The sequence below is a fragment of the Pseudomonas sp. BRM28 genome, assembly GCF_002939405.1.
Classification (GTDB): Bacteria; Pseudomonadota; Gammaproteobacteria; order Pseudomonadales; family Pseudomonadaceae; genus Aquipseudomonas; species Aquipseudomonas palmensis.
In genome coordinates this window covers 3,145,371-3,171,068 of the sequence record NZ_PEFV01000001.1, presented here as the reverse complement: position 1 = coordinate 3,171,068, position 25,698 = coordinate 3,145,371, and the positions used below count along the sequence as shown (strand labels likewise).

General features: G+C 66.4%; 22 protein-coding genes. 7 read left to right on the top strand and 15 right to left on the bottom strand.

Annotated elements, in window-relative coordinates; genetic code table 11:
* Positions 1 to 59 precede the first annotated feature (59 nt).
* Entirely contained in the window at positions 60 to 1,244 is a 1,185-nt protein-coding gene (locus CR917_RS14950; RefSeq protein WP_054914345.1) for an acyl-CoA dehydrogenase family protein, read from the bottom strand.
* Positions 1,245 to 1,490: 246 nt separating this feature from the next.
* Between CR917_RS14950 and CR917_RS14945 the strand changes: the two genes are divergently transcribed.
* Together CR917_RS14945 and CR917_RS14940 are read left to right on the top strand one after the other, a co-directional pair.
* Complete coding sequence (locus tag CR917_RS14945; RefSeq protein ID WP_213085786.1) at positions 1,491 to 2,456, top strand: ABC transporter substrate-binding protein; 966 nt, start codon at positions 1,491 to 1,493, stop codon at positions 2,454 to 2,456.
* 14 nt (positions 2,457 to 2,470) lie between these two features.
* Positions 2,471 to 3,433: an aliphatic sulfonate ABC transporter substrate-binding protein gene (locus CR917_RS14940; RefSeq protein WP_054914347.1), complete on the top strand. Its 963-nt coding sequence runs from the start codon at positions 2,471 to 2,473 to the stop codon at positions 3,431 to 3,433.
* Positions 3,434 to 3,624: 191 nt separating this feature from the next.
* On the opposite strand, the gene CR917_RS14935 is transcribed toward CR917_RS14940, so the two are convergent.
* A complete protein-coding gene (locus tag CR917_RS14935) occupies positions 3,625 to 5,208 on the bottom strand; it encodes a rhodanese-related sulfurtransferase (protein ID WP_104572559.1) in 1,584 nt (527 codons plus the stop codon).
* Complete coding sequence (locus tag CR917_RS14930; protein ID WP_088514431.1) at positions 5,205 to 5,813, bottom strand: cysteine dioxygenase; 609 nt, start codon at positions 5,811 to 5,813, stop codon at positions 5,205 to 5,207. Before CR917_RS14930 ends, CR917_RS14935 begins: the two co-directional genes overlap by 4 nt.
* Before the next feature lie 253 nt (positions 5,814 to 6,066).
* Here CR917_RS14930 and CR917_RS14925 point away from each other — a divergent pair, with 253 nt between their 5' ends.
* From CR917_RS14925 to CR917_RS14910, 4 genes are all read left to right on the top strand, one after another.
* Positions 6,067 to 7,149: an LLM class flavin-dependent oxidoreductase gene (locus CR917_RS14925; RefSeq protein ID WP_104572558.1), complete on the top strand. Its 1,083-nt coding sequence runs from the start codon at positions 6,067 to 6,069 to the stop codon at positions 7,147 to 7,149.
* An 83-nt stretch (positions 7,150 to 7,232) separates the two neighbouring features.
* Positions 7,233 to 7,733: a tripartite tricarboxylate transporter TctB family protein gene (locus CR917_RS14920; RefSeq protein ID WP_256589678.1), complete on the top strand. Its 501-nt coding sequence runs from the start codon at positions 7,233 to 7,235 to the stop codon at positions 7,731 to 7,733.
* Positions 7,734 to 7,743: 10 nt separating this feature from the next.
* Entirely contained in the window at positions 7,744 to 9,246 is a 1,503-nt protein-coding gene (locus CR917_RS14915) for a tripartite tricarboxylate transporter permease (protein WP_043864035.1), read from the top strand.
* Positions 9,247 to 9,282: 36 nt separating this feature from the next.
* A complete protein-coding gene (locus CR917_RS14910) occupies positions 9,283 to 10,257 on the top strand; it encodes a tripartite tricarboxylate transporter substrate binding protein (RefSeq protein ID WP_104572557.1) in 975 nt (324 codons plus the stop codon).
* Between the two features lie 39 nt (positions 10,258 to 10,296).
* Here CR917_RS14910 and CR917_RS14905 read toward each other — a convergent pair whose 3' ends face one another.
* The 4 genes from CR917_RS14905 to CR917_RS14890 all read right to left on the bottom strand — a co-directional run bounded on the left by CR917_RS14905 (position 10,297) and on the right by CR917_RS14890 (position 16,421).
* Positions 10,297 to 11,187: a LysR family transcriptional regulator gene (locus CR917_RS14905; RefSeq protein WP_058540326.1), complete on the bottom strand. Its 891-nt coding sequence runs from the start codon at positions 11,185 to 11,187 to the stop codon at positions 10,297 to 10,299.
* An 89-nt stretch (positions 11,188 to 11,276) separates the two neighbouring features.
* Positions 11,277 to 13,676, bottom strand: a complete 2,400-nt coding sequence (locus tag CR917_RS14900; protein WP_043864032.1) for a hybrid sensor histidine kinase/response regulator — start codon at positions 13,674 to 13,676, stop codon at positions 11,277 to 11,279.
* 9 nt (positions 13,677 to 13,685) lie between these two features.
* The gene (locus CR917_RS14895) at positions 13,686 to 14,147 is read right to left on the bottom strand and encodes a response regulator (protein ID WP_043864031.1); all 462 of its coding nucleotides are present in this window, start codon (positions 14,145 to 14,147) and stop codon (positions 13,686 to 13,688) included.
* A gap of 18 nt (positions 14,148 to 14,165) precedes the next feature.
* Entirely contained in the window at positions 14,166 to 16,421 is a 2,256-nt protein-coding gene (locus tag CR917_RS14890) for an ATP-binding protein (protein ID WP_254999888.1), read from the bottom strand.
* A gap of 295 nt (positions 16,422 to 16,716) precedes the next feature.
* Here CR917_RS14890 and mqo point away from each other — a divergent pair, with 295 nt between their 5' ends.
* Positions 16,717 to 18,363 carry a malate dehydrogenase (quinone) gene (gene mqo, locus CR917_RS14885; RefSeq protein ID WP_058540324.1) on the top strand — a complete coding sequence of 549 codons (1,647 nt, stop codon included), beginning with the start codon at positions 16,717 to 16,719 and terminating at the stop codon, positions 18,361 to 18,363.
* Between the two features lie 34 nt (positions 18,364 to 18,397).
* On the opposite strand, the gene CR917_RS14880 is transcribed toward mqo, so the two are convergent.
* The 8 genes from CR917_RS14880 to CR917_RS14845 form a co-directional block, all read right to left on the bottom strand.
* Complete coding sequence (locus tag CR917_RS14880) at positions 18,398 to 19,765, bottom strand: sensor histidine kinase (protein ID WP_104572556.1); 1,368 nt, start codon at positions 19,763 to 19,765, stop codon at positions 18,398 to 18,400.
* Positions 19,762 to 20,424, bottom strand: a complete 663-nt coding sequence (locus CR917_RS14875) for a response regulator (protein WP_054914356.1) — start codon at positions 20,422 to 20,424, stop codon at positions 19,762 to 19,764. The genes CR917_RS14880 and CR917_RS14875 overlap by 4 nt, the downstream gene beginning before the upstream one ends.
* Before the next feature lie 11 nt (positions 20,425 to 20,435).
* Positions 20,436 to 21,080 carry a tetratricopeptide repeat protein gene (locus CR917_RS14870; protein WP_078481133.1) on the bottom strand — a complete coding sequence of 215 codons (645 nt, stop codon included), beginning with the start codon at positions 21,078 to 21,080 and terminating at the stop codon, positions 20,436 to 20,438.
* Positions 21,077 to 21,886, bottom strand: a complete 810-nt coding sequence (locus CR917_RS14865) for an SDR family oxidoreductase (RefSeq protein WP_058540321.1) — start codon at positions 21,884 to 21,886, stop codon at positions 21,077 to 21,079. Before CR917_RS14865 ends, CR917_RS14870 begins: the two co-directional genes overlap by 4 nt.
* The gene (locus CR917_RS14860; RefSeq protein ID WP_058540320.1) at positions 21,873 to 22,544 is read right to left on the bottom strand and encodes a TenA family transcriptional regulator; all 672 of its coding nucleotides are present in this window, start codon (positions 22,542 to 22,544) and stop codon (positions 21,873 to 21,875) included. The genes CR917_RS14865 and CR917_RS14860 overlap by 14 nt, the downstream gene beginning before the upstream one ends.
* Positions 22,541 to 24,022 (bottom strand): AMP-binding protein, encoded by a 1,482-nt coding sequence (locus CR917_RS14855; protein ID WP_054914360.1) that lies wholly within the window; start codon positions 24,020 to 24,022, stop codon positions 22,541 to 22,543. The genes CR917_RS14860 and CR917_RS14855 overlap by 4 nt, the downstream gene beginning before the upstream one ends.
* Entirely contained in the window at positions 24,012 to 24,689 is a 678-nt protein-coding gene (locus CR917_RS14850) for a thermostable hemolysin (protein WP_100632645.1), read from the bottom strand. The genes CR917_RS14855 and CR917_RS14850 overlap by 11 nt, the downstream gene beginning before the upstream one ends.
* Before the next feature lie 119 nt (positions 24,690 to 24,808).
* Entirely contained in the window at positions 24,809 to 25,627 is an 819-nt protein-coding gene (locus CR917_RS14845) for a LysR family transcriptional regulator (RefSeq protein ID WP_104572555.1), read from the bottom strand.
* Between the last annotated feature and the right edge of the window lie 71 nt (positions 25,628 to 25,698).

The window sequence follows — 25,698 nt, the reverse complement described above, 5'->3', positions numbered from 1 at the left end:
GGCCGATTTGGAGGGCGGCGGTGCGTGGCCGGTCGGCCGCTGTCAGCCGGGGGCGAGGGTCACGGCGCTTCCTGGCTCAGCGCCGAGCGCCCGGCACTGTGGAACACCACGTCATCCTGCGGGGTGTGGATGCGGCTGCACAGCACGTTGCGGTAGTGCCGCTCCAGCGGGTTGTGCCGCGAAAGCCCTGGGTTGCCGCTGGCCTCGATGGCCAGCTCCACGGCCTGGATGGCGTTGTGCGTGACCAGTTGCTTGAGCTGCCCGGCGTGCTGCGCGGTGACCTGGCCGCTGGCCGCGGAGTCGAGCAGGTTGCGGTTGGCGAACAGCAGGGTATCGATGCGCCCGACCCGCTCCTGAAAGCGCGGCAGGCTGGCCAGCGGCTGGCCGAGGTTGGACGGCACCCGCTCGCGCAGGAAGCTCACCAGCCAGTCGCGTGCGGCCTGGGCCACGCCGTCGTAGAGGCTGGCCAGCAGCACCGCCATCCACAGCTGAGCTTCGCCATCGAGCTCGGCGCGCGGTGCGCTGGCCGGGCTGACGGCCACGGCATGCTCCAGCGGCAGCAGCACATCGTCGAACTCGACGCGGTGGCTGCAGGTGGCACGCATGCCCAGGTGATCCCACTCATCGACGATGCGGATGCCGGGGCTGTCCTTGTGCACCAGAAAGCCGCCCACCAGCGGGTCGGCATCGTCGCTGCGCGCCCACACCAGGTACCAGCTCAGGCCGTGGCTGCCGGTGGAGTAGAGCTTGGTGCCGGACAGGCGCCAGCCTTCGGCGGTACGCCGCGCGAGGGTCGCGGGCAGGCCGCCACGGGCCGGGGTGCCCAGCTCGGGTTCGACCCTGAAGGCATTGATCAGCGCGCCGTGCTCCACCGCTTCGCGGGCCAGGCGCTGGCGCAGCGACACCGGCCAGCGCTGGTCGTCCTGCAGGCGCACGTGCTGCAGGTACTGCATGACCAGAATCAGTGCGGTGGAGGGCTCGCCCTTGGCCACGGCGGCCACCACCTTGCGCGCGGTGGCGAGGTCGGCACCGGCACCCCCCAGCTCGCGCGGCACGGTGAGCGCGAGCAGGCCATGGCGTTGCAGCAGGGCAAAGTTGGCGGCGGGGAAGGCACCGCTGCGGTCCACCTCGGCGGCGCTGGCGGCCAGCTCGCGGGTCAGGGTAAACAGCAGTGGGTCCAGGTCGGCCAGGGCAGGGGCCGACTCGATCGAACGGTACGGCGCGGCAATAGAAGACAGGCTCATCAGGCACTCATCGCAGAAAATCCAGGGAGCACCCGGGGGTGCCGTCGTCCCGCCCTGAGTTGTGTGTGCAGATCGGCGGGCTTATGACCGTATGCGTTAAATTTTCTGCTGTAAAATTCTTTATGGTTATAAGCTAATGGCGATAATTAAACGTTATTTGCATATTAGGATATTCATAAAATGCACTTCACTGATTTATGGCGAGCCGGTAGAGTCGCTCTACAATCGCCTTCAGGAGTGCACTGCATGCCACCCATTTCACGACTTCTCGCCCTCGCTGGCGCCTTGCTGCTGGCCGGGCAGGTGCTGGCCGAACCGCGTATCGAACTGCGTATCGGCGACCAAAAGGGCAACATGCGTGCCCAGCTGGAGGCCGCAGACGGGCTGCGCGACCTGCCGTATGACATCAAGTGGGCGGAGTTTCCGGCTGCCGCGCCGCTGGCCGAGGCGCTCAATGCCGGCGCGGTGGACGCCGGCATCATCGGTGATGCGCCGCTGCTGTTCGCCCTGGCGTCCGGCGCGCAGGTCAAGGCGATTGCCGTGGACAAGTCCGACGCCTATGGCACAGCCGTGCTGGTGGACCCCGGGTCGGCGCTGCACGCGGCGGCCGACCTCAAGGGCAAGCGCATCGCCACCGGGCGCGGCTCGATTGGCCATTACGTGGCGCTCAAGGCGCTGGCCAGCGCGGGGCTGAGCGAGAAGGACGTCGAGTTCCGCTTCCTTGGCCCGGTGGATGCCAGGATGGCCCTGGCCAACGGTTCGGTGGATGCCTGGGCGACGTGGGAGCCCTACACCGCGCTGGCCGAAACCACCGGCCAGGGCCGGGTGCTGGTCAATGGTCGCGGCTTGTCCAGTGGCAACAGCTTTCTGGCGGCGACTGACAAGGCGTTGGCCGACCCGGCCCGGCGCGCGGCCCTGCAGGACTACCTGGCGCGCCTGGCCAAGGCCCAGGTGTGGGCCAACCAGAACCTGGACAGCTACTCCAAGACCCTGGCGCAGATCATCGGCTTCCCGCAGGACGCGGCCCGGCTGCAGTTCGAGCGTCGCCAGTTGCGCTGGCAGGTCGTGGACGCCGGCACCATCGCCGAGCAGCAGGAAACCGCCGACTTCTACCAGGCCCACGGCCTGATTGCCCAACGTCTGGACGTGGCGCCGACCTTTGCCGGCGGCTTCGTGCTGCCCGCCAGGGTCGCCGTGACCCAGGCCCACTGACAGGAGCTGACCCCATGCAACCGTTCAAACGTCTGCGACAACTGGCCATCGGCGCGCTGCTTGGCGCCAGCCTGATCGGTAGCGCCAGCGCGGGGCAAACCCTGCGCATCGGTTACCAGAAATCCTCGACGCTGCTGATTCTGCTCAAGGCCCAGGGTACGTTGGAGCAGCAGCTGGCGCAGCAGGGCATACAGGTCAGCTGGCATGAGTTCGCCAGCGGCCTGCCGCTGCTGGAGGCCCTGAACCTGGGCAATGTCGATGTGTCGGCGGATGTGGCCGACACCGTGCCGGTGTTCGCCCAGGCGGCGGGGGCGCGGCTGACCTATTTTGCCCGCGAGACGCCATCGCCACTGGCCCAGGCCATTCTGGTGCCGGCGGATTCGCCGCTGCACAGCCTGGCGGACCTCAAGGGCAAGAAGGTGGCGGTGACCAAGGCCGCGGGGAGCCATTACCTGTTGATACAGGCCCTGGCCAGGGCCGGGTTGACCTTCAGCGATATCCAGCCGGCCTACCTGATCCCGGCCGATGGCCGTGCGGCGTTCGAGAACCGCAAGGTCGATGCCTGGGTCACCTGGGACCCGTTCGTGGCCAGCGCCCAGCGCCAGCAGCATGCGCGGGTGCTGAGCGACGGGCAGGGGCTGGCCAGCTACCAGCGTTACTACCTGGCGGGCAGCGATTACGCCAAGGCGCATCCGCAGGTGCTTGAAACCGTGTTCGGTGCGTTGCAGAAGGCGGGGCAGTGGACCAAGGCCAACCCCACGCAGGCGGCGCAGGTGCTGGGGCCGTTGTGGGGCAACCTGGATGTGGCCACGGTGGAGCAGGCCAATGCGCGGCGCAGTTACGACGTGCAGTTGGTGAAGCCGGAGCATCTGGCCGAACAGCAGCAGATTGCCGATGTGTTCTTTGCCCAGGGCCTGTTGCCGCGCAAGGTGGATGCGGCGGCGGTGTCGTTGTTCGAGCCGGTGGCAGGGCGCTGATTGCGGCTCGGCGGGTGGGGGCTGCCTGATCCACGGTGGGTTCAGGTTGTACGAGCGCTTCGCGCTCGATTCGCCGGCAAGGCCGGCGCCTACTGTGCTTGTGCCCGAAGCAAGCAGGAGCGGGCCTTGCCCGCACCTGCGTATGCGGCCTGTCGGCCAGGGGCAGACCTCATACGGTCTGCTCAAGAGGTTCAGATCACCCGGAACCCATGGGTGCCATCACGCCCCAGCTGCGCCACCAACCCGAACTCCCAATCCAGGTACCCCTGCATCGCCTCACGCGGGTTGTCGGTGCCTTCATACGGCCGGCGGTAACGGTCGCTGCGCGGCACCGCCAGGTGCGTCTCGCCCGACTCCAGCGGCCGCCCCTCGGCAATCCAGCGGCCCGTACCACCCTCCAGCACGAACACCGGCACTCGGGTCAGGCGTTGCAGGTCCTGCGCCGCGAACCGCGCCAGCAAGCTGCTGCCGCAGGTCAGCACGTAACGTCCCGCCACCGGCAAGCGCTCCAGTGCCTGCTCCAGCTGTGCCCTGATCGCCCAGTGCGCACCCGGTATGTGCCGCTGCACGTAATTGGCACTGGTGGTGAAGTCGAGCAGCACCGTGTCGGCGTCGGCCTGCCACTGCACCAACTGCTCGGGGTCGATGGTCGAAGGCTGCGGCAACGCCGGCAACGGCGGCTGCCAATCACCCGTTTCGCTGAAGTCGCCTGCGCCCAAGCCATCGAGCACCGCCACCTCCCAGCCCATCTGCGCCAACCACGACGCACTCATGTTGGCACGCACGCCATCGTCATCGATCAGCACGATGCGCGCCCCGCGCACACTGGCCACATGGTCGGTTTCCTGCACCAGCTGACCACCCGGCGTCGAGCGGCTGCCTGGCAGGTGGCCCTGGGCAAATTCCTCGGGGGTGCGCACATCGAACACATAAGTACTGCGATCGGCCTGGGCGCGCCACGCCGCCAGCGTCTGGCTGTCCGCACGCACGACGCCGGCCTTGTCGGCCACGGCCCGGGCCTGTTCGGCGGCGCGCTGCCGGTTGGCCGGGCTCACGTCGCCAAAGCGCCGCGATTGGCCATGGGCCAGGGTCTGCCCCGCCAATGTCCAGCCAATGGTGCCGTTGCGCAAAGCCGATACCGGGTTGGGAATGCCGGCGTTGACCAGCGACTGGGTGCCGATGATGCTGCGGGTGCGCCCGGCGCAATTGACGATCACGCGGGTGGCCGGGTTCGGTGCCAGCTCGGCCACCCGCAGTACCAGTTCGGCACCCGGCACGCTGATGCCGCCCGGAATGCTCATGGTCTGGTATTCGTCGAAGCGACGCGCATCCAGCACCACCACGTCGGCCTTTTCGTTCAGCAGTGCGTGCACTTCTTCGGCCGCCAGCGAAGGGGTGTGGCGCTGGCTTTCCACCAGTTCGCCAAACGCCTTGCTCGGTACGTTCACATCCTGGAACAGCTCGCCGCCGGCCTCGCGCCAGCCGGCCAGGCCGCCTTCGAGCAGGGCCACGTCGCTGTAGCCAAGTTGACCCAGGCGCTGGAGCGCAATCTGCGCCAGGCCCTCGCCATCGTCATACACGGTGATCGGTGTATCGCGCCGGGGCACTCGCGCGTAGATTTCGATTTCAAGCCTGGACAGCGGGATGTTGGCCGCGAACAGCGGATGTTCCACGGCGAAGGGCGCTTCTTCGCGCACATCGATCAGGGCCAGTTCATGCCTGGCCAGCAAGTGCTGGCGCAGGTGGGCGTAGGTGCGGGTGGTCGGGGTGCTCATGGCGCAAGGTTCTCTTTTGACAGGTCCCACAGATTGGGCAGTTGGGTGTTGGAATAACCGGAAATGAAGGGTTTCTCGCTGCCGTCGGCCAGGTACACGGCACGCCTGACCGCGCCGATGTTGGCGCCGTACACGTGGATGCTGATCGACACCTGGTCGTCGAAGGCATTGCTGACCTGATGGATGTCGCCGATGCGCGGCGACACCGCCTCGACCTGGCCGCGCTCGAGGCGCACCGGGCTGCCGGACGGCAGCAGTGCGCCGTGCTCGCTGCGGGCAAAACCCTGGGCGTATTCGGCGCCGCGCAGCATGCCGATCAGGCCCCATACCCGGTGGTCGTGGACCGGCGTGGTCTGCCCCGGCCCCCACACGAAGCTGACGATGGAGAAGCGCTGGCGCGAATCGCAGTGCAGCAGGTACTGCTGATAGCGTTCGGGGCTGGGCTGGGCCAGCTCTGGCGGCAGCCAATCGTCATGGGCCACCAGTTGCTGCAACAGGCGCTGGCCATCATCGAGAAGGGCCGCTTCATCGGTTTCTCGGTCGAGCAGGCTGGCCAGTTCGTCGATGAACTGACGCAAGCGGTCCAGGCGAAGGGGGTCGGTCATGGTCGGGGCTCTGGCTACGGTTTCGAATCACCCTAGCAACCGCCTGATGATTCTCAAAATTCAAATTGAGCATAAGCTAATATGCGCAAAGTGAATTTTAAAGCTGTTTCGATATAAATCATTTTTTATATTAGGTTATGCCTAAAATGAATTTCACAAGGGGTGGCGGGCTCGGTAGCTTATAAGCGTTCGTTTTGAAGAAAGAACCTTCTATAACCAATAAGCTTTCTTCGCCCTCTTCAAGGAGCCCCCCATGAGCGTTCAATTCATCGGCATGATCGGCCACCGCCTGTCTTCGGAGACCCTCGATCCGGCTGGCCCGATCTTCGACAAGGCGTACATCACCCGTTTTGCCCAGGTGCACGAGCAGGCAGGCTTCGACCGGATTCTGGTGGGGTACTGGTCGGATCAGCCCGACGGCTTTCTGGTCACGGCCCTGGCCGGGCTGGCGGCGCCGCGTATCGGCTTTCTGCTGGCGCATCGCCCCGGCTTCGTGGCGCCTACCCTGGCCGCGCGCAAGCTGGCGACCCTCGATCACCTGCTCGACGGACGCCTGGCGCTGCACGTGATCAGTGGCGGCAATGACGGCGAGCAACGCAAGGACGGCGACTACCTCGACCACGACCAGCGCTATGCGCGTAGCGACGAGTTTCTGGAGGTGGTGCGCAAGGTCTGGACCCAAGACACCCCCTTCGATCATCACGGCACCTTCTACCAGGCGCAGAACGCCTTCTCCGCCATCAAGCCTGTGCAAAAGCCGCACCTGCCGGTGTTTTTCGGTGGTTCTTCGGCGGCGGCCCTGGAAGTGGCCGGCAAGCATGCCGATGTGTTCGCGCTGTGGGGCGAGTCGCTGGAGCAGACCCGCGAAACCATTCAGGCAGTACGTGCCCAGGCGGCCTTGCACGGGCGCCAGGTGCAGTTCAGCGTGTCGTTCCGGCCCATCATCGCCGATACCGAAGCTGCGGCCTGGGCCAAGGCCGATGCCATTCTCGATACCGCTCGCCAGCGCCTGGAGCGCGCCGGCCCGGTGGTGGCCAACAAGCCGCAGAGCGTCGGTGCGCAGCGCCTGCTGGACACCGTGGCGCAAGGCGAGCGCGTGGATGAGCGCCTGTGGACCGGTATCGCTGCACTGGTTGGCGGTGGGCACAACTCCACCGCGCTGGTGGGAACCCCCGAGCAGGTGGCCGATGCCTTGCTGGCGTACTACGACCTGGGCGTGACCACCTTTCTGATTCGCGGGTTCGACCCGATCAACGACGCCGCCGACTACGGCCGCGAGCTGATCCCGCTGACCCACGCCAAGGTCGCGGCGCGCCAGGCACAACGCAGCGCCTGAACGGCGCAGCTACCCCAACCCCACCCCGAGACCGCACGCGCGGATCGCCTTGCCTTGTGCCGTACCGGCACCTGGAGACCTGCGTGCGAGATGCTCTGCAACGGGCCGCCACTGCGCGCCCGCATTCCCTGACCCTGAACCTCGATGCCCGCGAAGTGCTGGCCGGCTGCCTGTTCCTGGGCTTCGGCCTGACCGGGCTGCTGGTGGGCAGCGCCTATGCCAGCGGCACGGCGATGCGCATGGGCGCAGGCTACTTTCCCTGGCTGGTGAGCCTGGCCCTGGGCGGGCTGGGCGTGGCCTTGCTGGTGCGCGGCCTGTGGCTGGGCCGCGAGAAGGTCACGCTGGACGGGTTGTTCATCGTCCGCCCGGCGCTGGCCATCAGTGCCAGCGTGGTGGCGTTCGCGCTGCTGCTGCCCAGCCTTGGCCTGGCGCTGGCGACCCTGTGCATGACGCTGCTCAGCGGCCTGGGCCGGCACAAGGCGCACCTGGGCGAACTGCTGGCGGTGGGCAGCGCGCTGGGGCTGTTCAGCGTGCTGGTGTTCGGCTACGGGCTGGGCCTGAACTTGCCGGCCTGGCCTGTCTGAGGAGCGACCCATGGAGCTGTTGGCACACCTGGGTATCGGCCTTGAAGCCGCCTTCACCCTGAACAACCTGCTGTACTGCCTGATCGGTGTGACCCTGGGCACGCTGGTGGGGGTGCTGCCCGGCCTGGGGCCGGTGGCCACCATCGCCATGCTGTTGCCGATCACCTACGGCCTGAGCCCGGCGGCGGCATTGATCATGCTGTCGGGCATCTATTACGGCGCCCAGTACGGCGGCTCGACCACGGCGATTCTGGTCAACCTGCCGGGCGAGTCGTCCTCGGTGGTGACCTGCCTGGACGGCCATGCCATGGCACGCAAGGGCCGGGCCGGGGCGGCCCTGGCCATTGCCGCGATCGGTTCGTTCATTGCCGGCAGCCTGTCGATCCTGCTGCTGGCCGCTGCTGCCGCACCGCTGGCCGAGGTGGCGCTGAAGTTCGGCCCGGCCGAGTACTTCTCGCTGATGCTGCTGGGCCTGGTGGCCGCCGTGGTGCTGGCCCAGGGCGACGTGCTCAAGGCCGTGGCCATGACCCTGCTGGGCCTGCTGCTGGGCCTGGTGGGCACCGACGTGAATTCCGGGGTGGAGCGCTTTACCTTCGGCCTGCCCCAGTTGAGCGACGGCATCAGTTTCGTGGTGATCTCGATGGGCATCTTCGGCATCGCCGAAATCATCGCCAACCTGGAGCGCAGCCGCGGCCAGCCGCCCCAGGTGGCGCGGGTGGGCAGCCTGATGCCGACCCGCGAAGACTACCGGCGCAGCTGGAAGCCGATGCTGCGCGGCACCGGCCTGGGCGCGGTGCTGGGCGTGCTGCCGGGGGGCGGGGCGATGCTGGGCGCGTTTGCCTCGTACATGGTCGAAAAGCGTATCGCCAGGCACCCCGAGCGCTTCGGCCAGGGCGCCATCGAGGGCGTGGCCGGGCCGGAGTCTGCCAACAACGCCGGGGCGCAGACCTCGTTCATCCCGATGCTGGTGCTGGGCCTGCCTTCCAACGCGGTGATGGCGCTGATGGCCGGGGCCATGATGATCCACGGCATCGTGCCGGGCCCGCAGGTGATCGACGAGCGCCCCGAGCTGTTCTGGGGGCTGATCGTGAGCATGTGGATCGGCAACCTGTTGCTGCTGGTGCTCAACCTGCCGCTGGTGGGGATCTGGGTGCGGCTGCTGTCGGTGCCGTACCGCCTGCTGTACCCGTCGATCCTGCTGTTCTGCTGCATTGGTGTGTACAGCGTCAACAACAGCCTGTTCGACGTGCTGCTCACGGTGGCGTTCGGGTTGCTGGGCTACCTGTTCATCAAGCTGCGCTGCGAGCCGGCGCCACTGCTTCTGGGCTATCTGCTCGGCCCGTTGATGGAGGAGAACCTGCGCCGGGCGATGCTGCTGTCGCGGGGCGACCCCACGGTGTTCGTCACCCGGCCATTGAGCCTGACCCTGTTGATTCTGTGCGTGCTGGCGGTGGGGCTGATGCTCATCCCGCGGGTGCGCGCCACGCGTCATGTGGCCTTCAGTGAAGACTGAGGGCTGCTTCAACCCTGACTGTTCCAGGACCTTTGCATGAAAATCATCCTACCGCTCAAGTTTGCCCTGGCCGCACTGGCCCTGGGCGTTGCCGCACTGGCCCAGGCCGATACCTACCCGAGCCGCGCCGTGACCCTGGTGGTGCCGTTCCCGCCGGGCGGCGCTGCCGATACCGTGGGGCGCTACTACGCCGAGCAGTTGTCGGCCTCGCTGGGCCAGCCGGTGGTGGTCGACAACAAGCCCGGTGCCGGCACCGCAATCGCCGCCGAGGCCGTGGCCAAGGCCAAACCCGATGGCTACACGCTGTCGCTGGCCACCGCCGGGCAGCTGACCATACTGCCCAACCTGCAGAAGGGCCTGCGCTACGACCCGCTGCAGGACTTCACGCCCGTGGCGGTGCTGGCCTCGGTGCCCAACGTGGTGGCCGTACCGGCTGCCAGCAAGGTCGACACGCTGCAAGCGCTGATCGACCAGGCCAAGACGCGCCCGGGCGCGTTGAGCTATTCGTCGTGCGGCAACGGCACCCTGTGCCACCTGTCCGGGGAGTTGCTGAAGAACCTGGCGGGCATCGACCTGCTGCACGTGCCGTACAAGGGCAGTGCGCCGGCGGTCACGGCGGTGCTGGGCGGCGAGGTGGATGTGGCGGTGGATACCCTCACCGTGCTGGCCCCGCAGATCCAGGCCGGCAAGCTCAAGGGGCTGGTGCTCAGCAGCGCGCAGCGCTCGCCGTTGCTGCCAGGGGTGCCGAGTGCCAGCGAGACAGGCCTGCCGGGGTTCGAGGCATCGGGCTGGTTCGGCCTGGTGCTGCCCAAGGGCGCTTCGCCGCAGCTGGTCGAGCAGTTGAGCGCGGCGATTGCCGCGATTGCCCAGGCGCCGCAGACCGCCGAGCGGTTCGCGCAGAACGGGATCAGCGTCGAGCACAGTACCCCGGCGGGGTTTGCCAAGCTGATTGCCGATGACGGCGCACGGTGGGGCGAGGTGATCCGGGCGGGCAACATCACGCTGGAGTGAGGCCCGCTGCCTTGGCTGATGCGGGGCAGGGCGGGGCTGCTACAGCGCCAGCCGCTGCGCCGTGACGCTGCCGAACAGCTCCACCGGCTCCTGCAGGTTGCCCAGGTAGCTGGGGTGAAACAGCCACAGGTCGACCTGGGGCTTGAAGTCGCTGACGTTGACCACTTCAAGCAGGTCGCGATGACGGCTGGCGGCCAGCAGCGGCTCGGGCACCAGCCCCAGGCCCTGGCCGTTGGCGACCAGGCCCAGTTGCAGTTCGGTGCCGAAGGTTTCCAGGTTGATCTGCAGCGACAGCCCCTGCTCGCTCAAGGCGCGCTGCAAGCCGGCGCGAAACCCGCAGCCGTCGGGGTTGAGCACCCAGCCCTGGCTATAGCAGTCCTTGAGCTTGTAGCTGCGCTTGCTGGCGCTGCCCTTGGCGGCCACCACCCGCAGGTGCATGCGGCCGATGGAACGGCTGGCGATGCCTTCGGGGAAGATCTTGCCGGAGGGGAACAGCGCGGCGGCCGCATCCAGCTCGCCGTTTTCCATCCTGGCGATCAGCGCGCTGCCCCAGCCGCTGGCGACCTGGGTCCGCAGCTCGGGGTAGGCCTGGCGAATCTGCGCCAGGGCATCGAGCAGCACCACATCGCCGATGGTCTGCGGCACGCCCAGGCGCAGGGTGCCGCTGGGCGAGCCGTGGCTGGCCACCAGCTCGCGCAGGGTGTCGATCTCGCGCAGGATGGCCTTGCACTGTTCGTACACGCGCCAGCCCATGGGCGTGGGCTTGAGCGGCTTGGTGTTGCGGTCGAGCAGGTTGGCGCCCAGGTCTTCCTCGAAGTTCTGCACGCGTCGTGTGATGGCCGGCTGCGTCAACTGCAGCGACTGCGCCGCAAGGTTGGTCGACTGGCAGCGGATGACGGCGACGAAGGCGTCCATGTCATCGATCTTCATATTCGGCTCTCACATAGTCTGGCGTTGAAAAATGTCTTTCAAGAATAATCTTTTTTGCTCGGCCAGGTAGAAAGCGTGTACAGGTTTTTTCAACGCGCCAGCGCTGCCCAGATCTTGCTGCGCAAGTCGCGCTCGCTGAACGGCTTCTGGATCACCGTCGAATGGCTCAGCCCCAGCACGTCGGTATTGGCATAGCCAGTCACGAACACCACCGGCAACTGCGGGTAGGAGCGCTTGACCAGGGCCGCCAGCTCGCCGCCGGTCATGCCCGGCATGGCGTAATCGGTCAGCAGCAGGTCGATCTCGGGGCTCAGCATGTTCAGTGCATCCGGGCCGTTGCGCGCCTGCACCACCTTCAGGCCAAACGATTCCAGCAAGGTGGCCGTGAGGGTACGCACGGTGCTGTCATCGTCCACCAGCAGGATGGTCGAGCCCAGCGGCTGATGCGGTTCACTCACCGGCGCAGGGCTGGGCAGCACGGCCACGGCGTCGCCCTGGATCCGCGGCAGGTACACGCTGACCGTGGTGCCGACATCTAGGGTGGTTTCGATGCGCACCCCGCCACCGGACTGCTTGGCGAAACCGAACACCTGGGCCAGCCCCAGCCCCGATCCATGCCCCACCGGCTTGGTGGTGAAGAACGGCTCGAAGGCCCTGAGCAGGGTGTCCTCGTTCATGCCGCTGCCCGAGTCGACGATGGAGAACACCACGTAGTGGCCGGGTTCCGGGTCTTCGGGCCGCAGGGGCGCGGCCTCCACGGTGACGTTGTGAGTACGCAGCAGCACCGAGCCGGGCCCGTTGGCCATGGCGTCGCGGGCGTTGATGATGAGGTTGAGGATGATCATCTCGGTCTGGGTCAGGTCCGCCGAGGCGGTCCACAGGTCCGGGGCCAGCGACATCTCTACCCAGATATTGGCCCCCAGCGCCTTGTTCAGCAGGCTCTGCATGCCGCGCACGGTGGCGTTCAGGTCCACCGGGCGCGGCTGCAGGCGCTGGCGGCGCGAGAACGACAGCAGCTGGGCCGTGAGCCGGGCGCCACGTTCACCGGCATCGGTGATGTGTTCCAGCCGGGTGCGGGCCTTGTCCAGGTTGCCGCGGGCAATGTCGCGCGTGGCAAAGGTCGCGCTGGTGAGGATCACCGTGAGCAGGTTGTTGAAGTCGTGGGCCACTCCAGCCGTCAGCTGGCCGACCACTTCCAGGCGCTGCATCTGCTGCAGCGTGGCTTCCACGCGTTCCTTCTCGTCGATCTGTTCGCGCAGGCGCTTGTTGGTGGCGGCCAGTTCCTCGACCACCGCACGCTCATCGGTGATGTCGCGCACGGCGGCGTACATCAGGCCGTTCTCCGGCACGATGGTCCAGGACAGCCACCGGTAGTCGCCGTTGGCGTGGCGCATGCGGTTGACGAAGCGGGTCGATACGTTGCCGCTGGCGATGCTGCGGGTTTCCTTGATGGTGGCGTCCAGATCGAGGGGGTGGATCAGCTCCCACAGGCGCAGGCTGCCGATCTGGTCCCGCGACCAACCCAGCGCCGCCTCCCAGGCCGGGTTGAAGTTGATCGGGGTCATGTCGAAGCGCAGCACCCCCAGCAGTTCACGCGACAGCTCCCAGGTGCGGTCGCGCTCGCGGGTGCGTTGCTCTACGCGCTCGCCCAGGGTTTCGGTCAACTGCACCAGGGCCTGGGTGGCGACCTTGCGCTCGCTGATGTCCTGCATCACCCCGCTGAAACGCACGCAACGGCCATCCTTGAACAGCGAACGGCCGTTGGAGTTGATCCAGCGCAGGCGACCGCCCGACAACTGCACGCGGTATTCGGCATGGAACACCGATTCGCAGCTCAGGGCCTGCTCGACCTTGGCCCGCAGCATTGCCCGGTCGTCGGGGTGGCAGTGCTCCAGCACCTGGTCAAGGTGCAGGTTGCAGCTGGGCGTGACTTCGTACAGGGCGCGGCAGCGCTCGTCCCACAGCACCGAGCCGCTGGGCACGCTCAGTTCCCACACGCCCATCTCGGCAGCCTGGATGGCCAGGCGGGCGCGGGTCTCGACCTCTTCGAGGGCGTTTTCCGCAGCGCGGCGCTTCTCGCGTTCGCGCACTTCGAGCACGGCGCGGCGGATGGCCTTGGGCAGCACCTTGAGGTTCTGCTTGAGCACGTAGTCGACCGCGCCCAGGCGCATGGTCTCCACCGCCTGCTGTTCGCCGAAGATGCCGGACAGGAAGATGAACGGCGTTTCCGGGGCCGCCCGCTGGGCCACCTCGAGCACCTGGATGCCCGACGAGGAGGGCAGCAGGTAGTCGCACACGATCACGTCGAAGGTGTGCTGCTGCATGGCCTCGCAGGCGCCGATGTGATCGTGCACCACCACCGGGTCGACCTGCAGGCCATAGCGCTCCAGCGTCAACAGCGTGAGCTCGACGTCGTGGGTGCTGTCTTCGATCAGCAGCAGCTTTATTCTGGGGAGCGGCGTCGGCGCTCCGGGCTCTCGTCTAGGCATGTCTTGTCATCATGACTTGGGGCGACGCACGACCCGGGTGGAACCGGGCGGTGGCTCGTTGAGCACGGCCCAGAAAATCCCCAGGTCGGAGATGGCGCCGACGAACTCCTTGAATTCCACGGGTTTGACCACGTAGGCATTCACGCCCAGCTGATAGGCGCGGTCCAGGTCCGGCTCTTCGCGGGACGAGGTCAGCATCACCACCGGAATGCTGCGCAGGTCGGCCGAGTCGCGCACCTGTTCGAGCACCTCCAGGCCATCGACCTTGGGCAGCTTGAGGTCGAGCAGCAGCACTGCCGGGTTGCCTTGCGGGCGGTCGGCATGGCTGTTCCTGCGGAACAGGTAGTCCAGCGCCTCGGCGCCGTCGCGTACCACGATCACCTCGTTGGCCAGCTGGCTGCGCTCGAGCGCGAGCAGGGTCAGTTCGAGGTCGTTGGGGTTGTCTTCTACCAGGAGTATCGGTTTGAGCATGGAGCGCCCTCGTGTGGGTCATGCAGTGGGCATGAGGGTTTTCTTTGGAAGTGAAAAATAGAACGTCGCGCCCTGGTCCGGGACACCGTGGGCCCATACCGTGCCGCCATGGCGCTCGATGATGCGCCGCACATTGGCCAGGCCGATGCCGGTGCCTTCGAACTCCTCCATGCGGTGCAGGCGCTGGAACACGCCGAACAGCTTGTTGGCGTACTGCATGTCGAAGCCGACGCCGTTGTCGCGCACGCTGATCACGTGGGCGTCGTCGCGTTCCTGCACGTCGACCTCGATCAGCGCCACCGGCCGGCCGCGGGTGTACTTGATGGCGTTGGCGATGAGGTTGCGCAGGGCCAGGTGCAGGAAGGCCGGGTCGGCCACCACGATCGGCAGGGCGTTGAAGGTCCAGCGGATGTCCCGGCCCTCGTAGTCGGGCAGCATCTCCAGCTTGATGGAGGCGACCATCGCCGACAGGTTGACGTCGGACAGGTGCATGGCGCACCGGCCCATCTGCGAGAAGCTCAGCAGGTTGTCCACCAGGGTGCCGGCGAACTTGGCGGAGTTCTCGATGGTGCCCAGAAAGCGCAGGCTGCGCTCGGACATGTTGGCGCCTTCGGCATCGCTGAGCAGCTCGGCGTAGCCGGCGATATGACGCAGCGGCGCGCGCAGGTCGTGGGAAACGCTGTAGGAGAAGGCTTCCAGTTCCTTGTTGGTCTTTTCCAGGGATTCGGACAGTTGCGCCAGTTCTTCGGCCTTGCGCAGCACGATGCCGAGGATGGCCTGGCGCAGCTCCTGCACGCCCTCGATTTCGCTGGGGTCCCAGGGGGTCGAGAAGCCTTCGACGATCTGCTGCCACTGCTCGAAGCTTTCGCGCGGGTTCAGCGAGCCGCTCTGGGCGATGCTTTTTTCCGGGCGGCCGGCCCAGTGCACCACCTGGGACTGCTGGGGTTTGAACCAGATCAGGTAATGCGGGTGCAGTTCGGAAATGGACACGGCAAGGATGCCGCTGGCCATGTCGGCCAGCCCCGTCAGGTGCGGGATATCGCGCCCGGCGTTGTCGGTATGGAACACCTCGGCGTCGCCGCGGGCGGTCAGCCAGCCCACCAGGGCCATGATCCGCGCCTGGGGCGGGGTGTGCCCGTAGGTATCGCAGCCGGTGCTGGACACCACTGCGGCACCGGCGGCGCCGACGAAGTCGGTGAAGATGTCGGGCAGGGCGCGCAGGCCCAGGCGCACGCTGTCCTGGTCGGCGATGGCGCCCAGCAGCTGCACGATGCGCTGGCGGATCTCGAGCATGCGCGCGTGGCGCAGGTGGGCTTCGCGGGTCTCGATCTGCAGCGACAGCACCCGGCCCAGCAGTTCGCAGGCAGTACGCACCTGAAAGCTCACGCTGCGCGGGGTGCGGTGATGACACGACACCAGCCCCCACAACCGGCCCTCGACCACGATGGAAACCGACATCGAGGCCCAGGTCTGCATGTTGCGCATGTATTGCAGGTGCACGGGCGAGACGCTGCGCAGGGTCGAGAAGCTCAGGTCCAGGGGTTGGCCGGTGAGCAGGTTGGCGGCCGGCAGCAGGCGCGCCGGCTGGTAGTCGGCATCCTCGATCACGCGGATGCGGTTGGCACAGTACAGCGCCCGGGCCTGCGCCGGGATGTCCGAAGCAGGGAAGCACAGGCCCTTGTAGCTGGGGTAGTCGTCGTCGACCAGCTCGGCGTTGACCAGCCCGTTGCCCTCGGTGTCGAAGCGGTAGGACTTGACCCGGCCGAACCCGGTCAGGCGCTTGATCACGCGCACCGCCCGCTCGCACAGCTCGTCGATGCTCTCGCTGTCCGGTGCGCCGCCAACGAAGGAGCGCACCAGCGGGTACAGCCGCGAGCTTGGCGCCGGCACGGCGGCCGGGCGCTGGAATTCGGCGATCAGCACCTGGTCGTGGCGATGCAGCATCATCGGCAGGCGCTGCGCCTGCTGGCCGATCAGAAACTGTACGTCGGCCACGTGATAGGGCTGGGACTGGTCTTCGTCGAGTTCGCCCAGTTGCTCGACGAAACTGCAACCGTCCTGCACCACCGCATCGAAATGCACGCCCAGCAAGGCGTCGATCTCCACCCCCAGCCAGTCCGGCAGGTTCTCGCTGACCTGGCGGATCAACATGGCCGGCTCCTGCACCACGACCATGAACCCCTGGGGCTGAATGCTGCCGGGGGTACGGATCTGTTCACGGGCGCAGTTGGCCAGGGCGATCTGGAAAGCGTCGCTGGGGTGGGTGGTGGTCACAAGATCCCTCCTGAAGGCGTGTTGGCAGGCCGTGCAGGGGAAGGGCACAAGCGATCCCGGCCAAGTGTAGAAAGCGCGGACAAGGTATCAAATCCTGTGGTTTCACGATGCTAAAACTGATCCTTAGCTGATGAATTGGTTCAGTTTGATAGCGTTCTGCCCGTGCCCTGGCGCCGCCGCGGCCCGATCCAAGGGAACCCCACTGACTGCACCGGGTCGCTTGTACGGCTTGTCATGCGCGATCCATGAGCCACACTCACTGGATCGTCTCGTAATGCAATTGGGGGGATATGCCATGAAGTTCGCAAGGAACGTGGCCACATTGGGCCTGGCCGTGTCGCTGGCGGCCGGCCAGGCGCAGGGGGCGGAATCGAAGAAGGTCGATGTACTGCTGGTGGGGGGCGGCATCATGAGCGCCACGCTGGCAATCTGGCTCAACGAGCTGGAGCCGGGCTGGTCGATGGAGATGGTCGAGCGCCTGGACGGGGTGGCCGAGGAAAGCTCCAACGGCTGGAACAACGCCGGCACCGGGCACTCGGCGCTGGCCGAGCTGAACTACACGCCCGAGGACAAGGACGGCAAGATCAACATCACCAAGGCGGTGGAGATCAACGAGGCGTTCCAGGTGACGCGCCAGTTCCTGGCCTGGCAGGTCAAGAACGGGGTGCTGAAGAACCCGCGCTCGTTCATCAATTCCACGCCGCACATGAGCTTCGTGTGGGGTGACGACAACATCAGTTTCCTCAAGCGCCGCTACGAGGCGCTGCAGGCCAGCCCCCTGTTCCGGCCGATGCAGTACTCCGAAGACCCGGCGCAGATCCGCAAGTGGGTGCCGCTGATGATGGAGGGCCGCGACCCCAACCAGAAGATCGCCGCCACCTGGACGCCGATCGGCACCGACGTGAACTTCGGCGAGATCACCCGCCAGTTCGTGGCGCACCTGCAGCAGCAGGAGAATTTCTCGCTCAAGCTGTCCAGCGAGGTCGAGGACATCCGTCGCAATGACGACGGCTCCTGGCATGTGGAGTACAAGAACCTCAAGAGCGGCGAGAAGTCGACCGCCGATGCCAAGTTCCTGTTCATCGGTGCCGGCGGCGCGGCGCTGCCGCTGCTGCAGAAGTCCGGCATTCCCGAGGCCCAGGACTACGCGGGCTTCCCGGTGGGCGGCTCGTTCCTGGTCACCGACAACCCCACCATCGCCCAGCAGCACATGGCCAAGGCCTACGGCATCGCCGCCACGGGCGCGCCGCCGATGTCGGTGCCGCACCTGGATACCCGGGTACTCGATGGCAAGCGGGTGATCCTGTTCGGGCCGTTCGCGACCTTCTCCACCAAGTTTCTCAAGGAAGGCTCGTACCTGGACCTGTTCTCCAGCATGACCACCCATAACCTGTGGCCCATGACCAAGGTGGGGATCGACCAGTTCGACCTGGTGCAGTACCTGGCAGGCCAGCTGATGCAATCGGACGACGACCGCTTCGAGGCGCTGCAGACCTACTTCCCCCAGGCCAAGAAGGAAGACTGGCGCCTGTGGCAGGCCGGGCAGCGGGTGCAGATCATCAAGCGCGACAAGGAAAAGGGCGGGGTGCTCAAGCTGGGCACCGAGGTGGTGAGCGCGGCCGATGGCAGCATTGCCGGGCTGCTGGGCGCATCGCCCGGCGCATCCACCGCGGCGCCGATCATGCTCGAAGTGCTGCAGAAGGTGTTCAAGGACAAGGTCGCCAGCCCGGCCTGGCAGCAGAAGCTGCACCAGATCGTGCCCAGCTACGGCACCCACCTGAACGACGACCCGGCCCGGGTGCAGCAGGAGTGGGCCTACACCAGCGAGATACTGCAGCTTGCGCCGCCACCGGGCATCGATACCCAGGCGCCGCAGCAGTCGCCGGCCACCGACCCGATCGGCCAGAAGCACAGCGACTCGGACCCTGACCTGGCGCCATGACCGTCGATGGCTACCTGTCAGCGGGGGGGCGGGTTCAGTCCAGCGCAATCTCCAGGGTTGCGCACAGCCCGCCGGTGGCCATGTTCTCCAGCCGGACCTGACCGCCCAGCCGCATGGCGACCGCTTGGACGATGGCCAGGCCAAGGCCGGCGCCCTGTGCATTGCCACGACTGTAGAAGCGTTCGAACAGGCGCTCGCGTTCAGCTTCGTCGATACCAGGCCCCTCGTCCTGTATCGACAGCACGAAATGCGTCGGCTGGCGGCTCAGGCGAACGCTGATGATCCCTCCCTCGGGGGAGAAGTTCGCGGCATTGGTCACCAGGTTGTTGAGTGCGATATCGATCGCCCCGCCATCCACTCGGGCAAGGTAGTTGCCTGGGGCGGCCTCGAACACCAGTTCAAGGCCCTGGTCCAGTAGCCATGGGGTCATCTGCACCAGGCTGTCGCGCACAGTGTGTTCAAGGTCGATTCGCGGGGCATGGGCATGACCCGGCTGCGGTTCCAGGCGTGCCATGGTGAGCAGCTGGTTGACCAGACGGCTGGCGCGGTCCACCCCGTGTATCAGGTGCGCCAGCGATTCACGGTGCTCCTGTTCGGTCCCGGCCTCCTGCAGGTTTTGCGCGTGCACCCGCAGGACCGCCAGGGGCGTGCGCATTTCATGAGCCGCGTCGGCAATGAAGCGTCGCTCGCGTTCCAGCACTTCCTGGATCTGCGCCAGCATGCGGTTCAGCGCGGCCTGCATCGGTTCGAGTTCTGCAGGCAATGGCATCAGTTGCAGAGGTTCAAGCGACCCTGAATGACGGGCACGCAGGGTGGCTGCCATGTTGGCCAGGGGTTTGAGCCCCCAGCCAATGGCCAGCCAGACCATTGCTGCCAGGATCAGGCTGCCGAGCATATTGGGCCACAGGGTGTGGCGTACGATGCGGTCGACCAGGTCAGTGCGTACGTCGTCGCGCTCGCCCACCCAGATCCGCACCTGGTTGATTTTGTCTTCGAGCAGGAAGGCGCGCCACTGCCGGCCATGCAGGTCATGCACGTCACTGAAGCCCGGTGCCGACGGTGGCGAGGTGAAGGCGGGGGCGCTGTTGGTATGTACCAGCACCTGGCCCTGCGCATCCCACACCTGAAACGCGATCTTGCTTTCATAAGGGTGGCCGTCAAGCCTGGGTGTGGCTTCGCTCAGGGCCTGGTTGAACGCCTGGTACAGTTCGGTGTGTTGGTCGCCAGCCAGCGGCATGCGCATGACGCCCTGCAGAAGCCGCGCGTTCTGGGCCAGTTGTGCGTCATACACCTCGGCTATTTCATGGTTGCTGTCATGCAGGTTGAAGGCGCTGAGAATCATAAGGCCGGTAAGCATCAGGCCGATGATCAGGGTCAGGGTACGGCGTCGGATCGACATCATCGGCGCTCCTCCACCAGATAACCCACGCCGCGTACGGTTCGGATCAGGTCGGCGGAGAATTTTCTGCGCAGGTGATGGATGTGCACCTCCAGGGTGTTGCTTTCTGCTTCTTCGTTCCAGCCGTAAAGCAACTGGGTCAGCCGCTCGCGGGTCATGACACGCCCCGGCGGTGAAAGCAGCTCATGCAGCAGCTGATATTCCTTGGGCGTCAGGGGCACGTTCTGCCCATGGAAGGACACCTGCTGAGTGCCGGGGTCCAGGCTGATGCCTGCATGCTCGATTCTTGCCTTGGCCCGCCCGGCGCTGCGGCGCAGCAGGGCCCGCAGGCGCGCCTTGAGCTCCGCCAGGTCGAAGGGTTTGATCAGGTAGTCGTCGGCACCGGCATCCAGCCCGGCAATGCGGTCTTCTGTGGCATCGCGCGCGGTGAGTATCAGCACCGGCAGGGTGGAGCCGCTATGACGCAGGCGACGCAGCACCTGGAGGCCGTCCATACGCGGCAGCCCCAGGTCGAGCACCGCCAGGTCGAAGGTTTCACTGAGCAGCGCATGCAGGGCGCTGCTGCCGTCCCGGAGCCAGTCGACGGTGTAGCCTTCGCGCCCCAGGGCCTGATGAATGCCTTCACCCAGGGCCACGTCATCTTCTATCAGCAGCAAGCGCACGGTGACTCCTGTCAGTCGAGTTTCTTGTCGATGTCCGCCAGCAGCGCGTTGATTTCATGGCGACGTCCGCTATCGGCGATTTCACGCCCTGGCCTCGGTGTGGCTTGCAGTGCCTTGAGCAAGGCTGCCCTGGCCTCGGGGTAACGCTTTTGACGGTAGAGGTGATCGCCCCAGAAGTACAGGCTGTCGATGCCATCGGGATTGATCAGCAAGGCCTGCTTGAGCAGCTGTTCGGCCTTGTCGGCGTCACCAAAGCCGATTGGCCAGCCTGGTACGCGATCATACAGGGCTGCAAGGCTGGTGTAGGCGGAGCCCTGCAGCGCCCTGGGGTCCAGCGTCAGCGCCTTTTCGAGGTCGGCCTTGGCCGTCTTGGCCTTGCCCAGCGCGCCCAGCCCGCCCTGCGCACCGGCCCAACTGCTGGTGACGATGCCCGACCAGATCCAGGCTTCAGCCGTGGTCGGACGTTCCCGGGTAAACGCCGAGGCCTGGCTGGACAATTGCTCGAAGGCTGTCGCGCGTTGGTCTGGCGGCAATTGGTATTGGATGTGTGCCCAGCTTTGCTGAAGCATGTTCAGGCGTTGCTGGTCGGCATTGTCCAGGGCCCAGGCGCCTTGGCTCAGGCCCCAGACCAGCAGGCAGGTGGCAATCTTTTTCATGGTTTGGGCGGCTCGCGGTCGGTCTTGTGGCTGAGGCGGCGGATCAGTGGCAACTGCTTGCGCAGACCGCGGTCCACCAGGTGCGGCAGCAGGTTGTTCAGGCGCACGAAAAAACGCTCCTGCCAACCCAGGTAAAGGTCGCGCCGATCACCGGCAATGGCGTGAATCACGGCGCTGGCCACGGTTTTCGGATCATCGACATTGGCCTTGAGGGCAACGTTCAGGGCCTGCGCCGCCGGGCTGTTCATGGGGGTGCGGGTGGCCCGCGGGGCGACGTACAGGACGTTGACCCGGGTGTCGGCCAGTTCCCGGCGCAGCGCTTCGGAAAACCCGCGCAGGGCGAACTTGCTCGCGCAGTAGGCCGCGTAGCCGGGGTAGCCGATCGAGCCGTAGGTAGACCCGACATTGACCACCATGGCGCTGTCGGCCTGTTTGAGCAGCGGCAACAACAGCCTTGTGAGGCACATGGGGGCACTGATGTTCACTGCCAGCATGGCATTGATGTCACTGTCGTCCAGTTGCTCGAACATGGCGAAATGGTTCACGCCCGCAGCATTGATCAGCAGGTTCGCGCCGCCCAGGGCCTGGGCCGCGTTGAGCACCTTGCGCCTGTCCACGAGAAAGGTCAGGTCGGCGCCCATCCAGGTCAGTTGCGCGGGGTACTCTTGCAGCAGCGATTGCAGGGGTTCGGCATGCCGGGCCACCGCCAGCACGCGGGCGCCGTTGGCGCAAAGGGCGGCGGCTATGGCCAGGCCGATCCCGCCACTGGCACCGGTCAGGACCACGCGGGCGTCAGACAGGCGCATGCTGTGCTCCATCGTGCGGCAGGCCGCGAAACATGTCGGCATACAGGCGGTAGACCACGCGCGACGCATCGATCACCGCGGCCTGGTCATCAGGGGCCTGCAGGGTGTTCATCAAACGGCGATAGGTCTGCATATGCTCGAGGTCCAGCGAGCCATGGGAACTGAGGTAGCTGAAGGCGGCCTCCGGCAGCGCCAGGCGCGCGCGGATGCTGTGCGCGGCATGGGTGGCCAGGGCGATACTGGTACCTTCCAGCACATTGACCATGCCGAACAGCCCTACCGGGTTGCCCCGCGCGATCAGGTCGTAGAGGTAGGCGACCATCAGCTCGATCGGCAGTGAAGGCCGACCTTCGCGCACGGCATCCCTGTCACCGCCGCAGGCAGCAATGTCGTTGAGTATCCATTGCTCGTGGCCATACTCCTCTTCGATGTACTCGCACACGGCTTTGCGCAGCCACTCCAGCCGCGAGGGCAGGCGGGCGCCGCATGCCATCATCAAGGGTACGGTGTGACGCACATGGTAGTAGGCCTGGGCCAGGAAGGCCTGGTAGCTATCCAGGCTGACCTTGCCTTCGAGGGCATCGCGAATCACCGGCAGGCTGAACAGCGCATGGCGTTGCTGATGGGTTGCTTCTTGCAGCGTGTCGAAAAAGCTCATGGTCGGGTAGCCTCGCAGGCAAGGGGGTCGGTGAGTTGGGAGCGGTAGCGCTCGACGATGGCATCGCGGCGCGGGCGGCCATTGGCCGTGAGCAGGCCATTGGCGGTCGTGAACGGTTGTTCCAGGCGCGTCCAGCGATGCACCTGGGCGTAATCGGGCAGCGCCTGATTGGCCTGGGCCACGGCCGCTGCCAGTTCGGTGTCGGTGCAGCCCGGTTGATGTGGCCACAGCAATGCGTGGTTGTAAGCCATGGCTTCGCCATAGACGAAGGCCTGGGCGAACACCCCTCGCTGGGTCAATTCGGCTTCGACCCATTCGGGGTTGATGTTGCGGCCGAAGCTGGTGACGAACTGGTGTTTCTTGCGCCCCTTGATGTACAGGAACCCTTCGGCGTCCAGCTCGCCCAGGTCACCGCTGGGCCACCAGGCGTCGGTGTGCGGCGGTTGGCCCAGGTAGCCGAGCAGGGCCGAGCCCTTGATCAGCACCTCGCCGTCTTCGGCCAGCCTGACCTGCAGGTGGGGCAGTGGCTGACCCACGCTGCCGGGGCGATGGGCCTGTGGCCGGTTCAGGCACACCACCGAGGCGCATTCCGACAGGCCGTAGCCTTCATACACCGGCAGGCCGATGCGCTGCGCGCGGATCAGCAGTTCGGTGGCGACCCTGGCCCCGCCCACCGCGGCAAAGCGCAACGTGCGCGGGTCGAAGGCGCGCTGTTCAGCGGCGCTGACCAGCACCAGCAGCAGTTGCGGCACCAGGATCAGGCTGTGGGGTGCACGGTCGGCGAGGGTGCCGAGCAGGCGCGCAGCATCGACGCCACTTGCGCCCTGGATGCCCAGAGCCGCCAGGCTGGGGACACTCACCGTGGCCCCGGCCATCAGCGCGGCGTAGCCACCCAGGTTCTCCAGCAGGATCGCCAGCGGCAGCAGGGTCAGGTGGTGCTGTGGCGCGGTGATTCGGCTGGCCTGCTCCAGCGCCCGGGCAACGCGCAGCATGCTCTCGGCGCCCAGGCATACGCCCTTGGGGGTTCCGGTGGTGCCGGAGGTGAAGGTCAGCTTGGCGGTGCCCTCGGGCATCAGGTCGGGCCCCGACCATTGCCTGCGCCAGAACGCGCCGTCTTCGACATAGCCGCACGCCAGCAGTTCGGGGGCCAGGGCCGGCTCGGCAATCACCAGGCTGGCCTGGCTCTGCGCCAGGCAATGGCTGCGCTGTGCGGGGCTGAAAAAGGGCGGCAGCAGCACGCAGGTCACGCCTGCAAACAGCAATGCCAGATCCCACAGCATGGCTTCCACACCGTTATCCAGGGCCAGTGCCACGACCCTGGCCGACTCATCGCGCAGGCGTTGCTGGCGGTACTGCACCTCGGCCTGCAGCGTGGCGTAGTCGAGCTTCAACTGGTCGCCCCACAACGCAATGGCGTTGGGCGTGTGTTCGGCGTGCCTGCGCAGCACCTGTTCGAAATGCTGCAGTTCAGGCGACATGACAGGCCTCCCCGACGGCGGTAGGCAGGCCCAGGCGTGTGAACACGCCCATGTTGCGCAAATGGATGAAGCCTGCACGGATGTTGCCAACATGCACCTGGGGCTGGCTCTGGTAGTAGCTGCCCCAGTTATGGCGTTCTTCGCCCAGGCGCAGGGGGTCGGCCGTGCACAGCCTCACTGGCTTGAGCCCAAGGCGGTGGAAGCTGTTTACCAGGCCGATGCTGCCGGTGAACGCTACCCACTCCAGACCGCCCATGGCCAGCAGGTAGGTAACGGCAATGATGCTCAGGCGCGCGCTGCCGGTATCGGCGGCCGCCAGGTTGCCGACCTCGACGATGGCGCTGCGATCGACAGGGTTGTTCTCGGTGGCGCTGATCAAGGGGGCGATCGGCTCGTCTAGGTAGCGCTCCAGAAACAGCGCCTCACTGCTGGCCAGCCGCACACCGGCCACGGCGCACAGCGCGCCGGAGGCATCGCTGATGCCGAACAGCTGCGGCATGAACTGTGCGATATGCGCACCATGGGCCTTGCGAAAGCGCTGCTGGATGAAGGCCTCGTAGGCCGGGCGCAGGCTATCGCCGGGCAAGGCCCTGGCAAGGCTCATCACCGAACCGCCTGCGGCTGCGAAGTGCAGGGGCAGGGGGATGTTCCAGTCAGAATCGGGCATCGATCACGCCTCCCGGGGTGTGTGTCGGGAGGAGTATCCGAGGCAATTCTTAACGGAGTCTGAAGATCGCGAAAACAGCCAGCGGTCTGTTCAGACCGCGGCTTTCGATGCCTGTCGCATCATTGCCAGGTACCGGCCGGGGCGTCGCGCAGCGCGGCGTGCAGCAGGCGCAGCACCGGGTGCTCCAGCGCAGTGCCGCTGTAGCACAGGCCCACCCGGCGACTGGGTAGCGGGCTGTTGAGCGCATGCACCTGCACCCCTTGTGCCGCGCTCACCAGCGAGTGCGGCAGCGCCGCCACGCCGACCCCGGCCGCCACCAGCAGCAGCGACTGCTGCAGCGAGCCGCTGCTGGCCACCGCCGACGCGGTGGAGTTGCCATACAGCGCCATCAGGCGCTGGTGGGAGGGGTGTTCGGGGCAGATGACCCAGGGGTACAGGCTGGTGACCGTGCCCGGCTGCCTGCCGGCTGTGCTCACCAGCACGAACGGGTCGTCCCACACCGGCAGGAACAGCTCGTCTTCGCAGCACTGTTCTTCCACCGCCAGGCGCGCATCGCCGGCACAGCCCTCGTGCAGCGTGATGTACAGGTGCGCCACCACCTGGTGGGCAAAGCGCAGAAACGCAGCGACCTGCGCGGGGCTCAGGTCCGGCTCGATGCCCAGGCTCAGGTGCTGGCGCGCATCGCTGGTGCGAAAGCGCTGGCGCAGGGCCTCGGCCTCGCTGACCAGCGCGCAGGCCTGCGGGTACAGCGAACGCGCCGCCTCGCTCACCTCCACCCCTCGCGACTGGCGGTTGAACAGGGTGGCGCCCAGGGCTTCTTCGAGCTGGCGGATGGTCACCGACAAGGTCGGCTGGCTGATGCACAGGCGCTGGGCGGCGCTGGTGATGTTGCGTTCTTCGAACACCGCCACAAAGGCTTTGAGGTGCCGGATATCCATAGGTAAGGCCGATGTCTGCAAGAGGAATTAAGCATTTTATCTGCTGTGGCCGGCACTATACGCTTTGCGTC

Excerpts from the sequence above, each read along its gene's own strand:
- CR917_RS14950 (WP_054914345.1), bottom strand. The coding sequence starts at position 1,244 with ATGAGCCTGTCTTCTATTGCCGCGCCGTACCGTTCGATCGAGTCGGCC.
- CR917_RS14945 (WP_213085786.1), top strand. The coding sequence starts at position 1,491 with ATGCCACCCATTTCACGACTTCTCGCCCTCGCTGGCGCCTTGCTGCTG.
- CR917_RS14940 (WP_054914347.1), top strand. The coding sequence starts at position 2,471 with ATGCAACCGTTCAAACGTCTGCGACAACTGGCCATCGGCGCGCTGCTT.
- CR917_RS14935 (WP_104572559.1), bottom strand. The coding sequence starts at position 5,208 with ATGAGCACCCCGACCACCCGCACCTACGCCCACCTGCGCCAGCACTTG.
- CR917_RS14930 (WP_088514431.1), bottom strand. The coding sequence starts at position 5,813 with ATGACCGACCCCCTTCGCCTGGACCGCTTGCGTCAGTTCATCGACGAA.
- CR917_RS14925 (WP_104572558.1), top strand. The coding sequence starts at position 6,067 with ATGAGCGTTCAATTCATCGGCATGATCGGCCACCGCCTGTCTTCGGAG.
- CR917_RS14915 (WP_043864035.1), top strand. The coding sequence starts at position 7,744 with ATGGAGCTGTTGGCACACCTGGGTATCGGCCTTGAAGCCGCCTTCACC.
- CR917_RS14910 (WP_104572557.1), top strand. The coding sequence starts at position 9,283 with ATGAAAATCATCCTACCGCTCAAGTTTGCCCTGGCCGCACTGGCCCTG.
- CR917_RS14905 (WP_058540326.1), bottom strand. The coding sequence starts at position 11,187 with ATGAAGATCGATGACATGGACGCCTTCGTCGCCGTCATCCGCTGCCAG.
- CR917_RS14900 (WP_043864032.1), bottom strand. The coding sequence starts at position 13,676 with ATGCCTAGACGAGAGCCCGGAGCGCCGACGCCGCTCCCCAGAATAAAG.
- CR917_RS14895 (WP_043864031.1), bottom strand. The coding sequence starts at position 14,147 with ATGCTCAAACCGATACTCCTGGTAGAAGACAACCCCAACGACCTCGAA.
- mqo (WP_058540324.1), top strand. The coding sequence starts at position 16,717 with ATGAAGTTCGCAAGGAACGTGGCCACATTGGGCCTGGCCGTGTCGCTG.
- CR917_RS14880 (WP_104572556.1), bottom strand. The coding sequence starts at position 19,765 with ATGATGTCGATCCGACGCCGTACCCTGACCCTGATCATCGGCCTGATG.
- CR917_RS14870 (WP_078481133.1), bottom strand. The coding sequence starts at position 21,080 with ATGAAAAAGATTGCCACCTGCCTGCTGGTCTGGGGCCTGAGCCAAGGC.
- CR917_RS14865 (WP_058540321.1), bottom strand. The coding sequence starts at position 21,886 with ATGCGCCTGTCTGACGCCCGCGTGGTCCTGACCGGTGCCAGTGGCGGG.
- CR917_RS14860 (WP_058540320.1), bottom strand. The coding sequence starts at position 22,544 with ATGAGCTTTTTCGACACGCTGCAAGAAGCAACCCATCAGCAACGCCAT.
- CR917_RS14855 (WP_054914360.1), bottom strand. The coding sequence starts at position 24,022 with ATGTCGCCTGAACTGCAGCATTTCGAACAGGTGCTGCGCAGGCACGCC.
- CR917_RS14850 (WP_100632645.1), bottom strand. The coding sequence starts at position 24,689 with ATGCCCGATTCTGACTGGAACATCCCCCTGCCCCTGCACTTCGCAGCC.
- CR917_RS14845 (WP_104572555.1), bottom strand. The coding sequence starts at position 25,627 with ATGGATATCCGGCACCTCAAAGCCTTTGTGGCGGTGTTCGAAGAACGC.